Genomic DNA, 2,456 nt, shown 5'->3' with positions numbered 1-2,456 from the left:
CACATCTCCCCGCAGAGCCCGCCGCGGCTCCCGCCGGTGCGGCACGCACCGGCGGAACGGTCACCGACCGTCTCGTAGAGGCGAACCACCGCTACGCCGCCGGGTTCGACGACCCGGGGATGGACGCGCGGCCCGTACTCCGGGTCGCCGTGGTGGCGTGCATGGACGCCAGGCTCGATCTGCACGACGCCCTCGGGCTCTCCCTGGGCGACTGCCACACCATCCGCAACGCGGGCGGTGTGGTCACCGACGATGTCATCCGCTCCCTCACCATCAGCCAGCGCGCGCTCGGCACCCGCAGCGTGGTACTGATCCACCACACCGGCTGCGGTCTGGAGAGCCTCACCGAGGACTTCCGGCACGAGCTGGAGATGGAGGTGGGCCAGCGGCCGCCCTGGGCCGTGGAGGCGTTCCGCGATGTCGACCAGGACGTACGGCAGTCGATGCGGCGCATCAGGACGTCGCCCTTCCTGCCGCACACCGACGACATACGGGGCTTTGTCTTCGACGTGAAGTCGGGCCTGTTGAGAGAGATCGATCCGGCCGTGTGAGCGCCGGCGGAACCGGCGCGAGAGCGCGCCGCTTCCGAACGAGCGTGCGCGCGCCGCCGAAACCAGATAGACGGCAAAGCTGACATATCCCACCCACTTATCCACAGGCGAGTGACACGAAGCGGTAACGGCAACAAGAATGCGTCTGTGACAGCGTTCCGGAACTTTCCGGGGACGGTGTCCGTGTTTCGGGGTGGGCCGGGCCGTCCGATGAGCATCGGCCCGTTGTAAAAAGGGCCGAGGAGGGCCGGGTGACGACCTATGACGATCGAGCGAGCCTCACTGATCTGACCACCACAGCGGAGCGTGTCCGCACATCGGTGGAGGGTGTGATCGAGGGCAAGCCTGAGGTCGTACGGCTTTCGCTGACCGTGCTCCTCGCCGAGGGACATCTTCTGATCGAGGATGTCCCAGGCGTGGGCAAGACCATGCTGGCCAAAGCGCTCGCGCGCTCCATCGACTGTTCGGTGCGGCGTATTCAGTTCACTCCCGATCTGCTGCCGTCGGACATCACCGGGGTGTCCATATACGACCAGCAGCGACGGGAGTTCGAGTTCAAACCGGGCGCGATCTTCGCCCAGATCGTGATCGGCGACGAGATCAACCGCGCCTCGCCCAAGACCCAGTCGGCGCTGCTGGAGTCGATGGAGGAGCGTCAGGTCACCATCGACGGGCAGAGTTACGAACTGCCCACTCCCTTCATGGTGGTGGCCACGCAGAACCCGGTGGAGATGGAGGGCACCTATCCACTGCCCGAGGCGCAGCGCGACCGTTTCATGGCCCGGGTGTCGATCGGATATCCCAGCCCCGAGGCCGAGTTGCAGATGCTGGACGTGCACGGCGGGATCTCTCCGCTGGACGACCTCCAGCCGGTGGCCCACGCGCATGACATCGTGAAGCTGATCGACGCGGTGCGTACGGTCCATGTCGCCGAATCCGTACGGCGGTACGCCGTGGAGCTGGTCGGGGCGACGCGTAACCACGCGGATCTCAGACTCGGCGCCTCGCCGCGCGCCACGCTCCATCTCCTGCGCGCGGCCAAGGCGGCTGCCGCGCTGAGCGGGCGGGAGTACGCGCTGCCGGACGACGTCCAGGCGCTGGCGGTCGCGGTGCTCGCACACCGGCTGCTGCCCACGGCTCAGGCGCAGTTGAACCGCCGTACCGCCGAGCAGGTCGTGCTGGAGATCCTCCAGCGCATTCCCGTACCCACCGCGGACGGCGGCCGTGCCCAGGGCCATCTGCCGGGCGGACCCGGCGGACCCGGCGGAACGGCCGGGCCGCTCTACGGCCGGCAGGCCGGCGTACGGCGGCTGTGATGGCATCCGGGGGGCCGGCCGCGGTGGACGGCGAGGACAAGGGCGGGCTGCGGCCCGCGCTGTCCGGACTGACCACGCGTGGCCGGTCGTTCCTCGCCGCCGGTGTCGCGGCGGCCGTCTGCGCCTTCGTCCTGGGCCAGTCGAATCTGCTCCAGGTGGGATTCCTGCTCATCGCGCTGCCACTGGTCTGTGTGGCGGTCCTCTACCACACGCGTTACCGGGTGGCGGGCAGCCGACGGCTCTCGCCGGCCCGGGTGCCCGCCGGTTCCGAGGCACGGGTGCATCTGCGGATGGACAATGTGACGCGGATGCCCACCGGACTGCTGATGCTCCAGGACCATGTGCCGTATGTGCTGGGCCCGCGGCCCCGGTTCGTGCTCGACCGGGTCGAGCCGGGCGGTCGGCGCGAGGTGTCCTACCGGGTCCGTTCCGATCTGCGCGGACGGTATCCGCTCGGTCCTCTCCAGCTACGGCTGAGCGATCCCTTCGGCATGTGCGAACTGACGCGCTCGTTCAGCGCGTTCGACACCCTGACCGTCGTCCCGCGCACCGAACCGCTGCCGCCGGTGCGGCTCCCCCGCGGGGCACC

The 2,456-nt window shown here is 69.1% G+C and carries 2 protein-coding genes and 1 pseudogene; all 3 read left to right on the top strand.

Annotated features, from left to right (window positions below):
- A partial coding sequence (locus tag GA0115259_RS08620) for a beta-class carbonic anhydrase (RefSeq protein ID WP_093593245.1) occupies positions 1-551 on the top strand: 551 nt, incomplete at its 5' end.
- Positions 552-802: 251 nt separating this feature from the next.
- Positions 803-1,867 (top strand): AAA family ATPase, encoded by a 1,065-nt coding sequence (locus GA0115259_RS08615; RefSeq protein ID WP_093593242.1) that lies wholly within the window; start codon positions 803-805, stop codon positions 1,865-1,867.
- A pseudogene (locus GA0115259_RS08610) lies at positions 1,867-2,456 on the top strand (DUF58 domain-containing protein); the annotation flags it as partial. The gene GA0115259_RS08615 and the pseudogene GA0115259_RS08610, both read left to right, overlap by 1 nt.

Origin of the sequence: Streptomyces sp. MnatMP-M17 (assembly GCF_900091995.1) — a bacterium.
GTDB lineage: Bacteria > Actinomycetota > Actinomycetes > Streptomycetales > Streptomycetaceae > Streptomyces.
The sequence above is the reverse complement of the archived record's forward strand: the minus strand, read 5'-3'. Positions and strand labels throughout refer to the sequence as shown.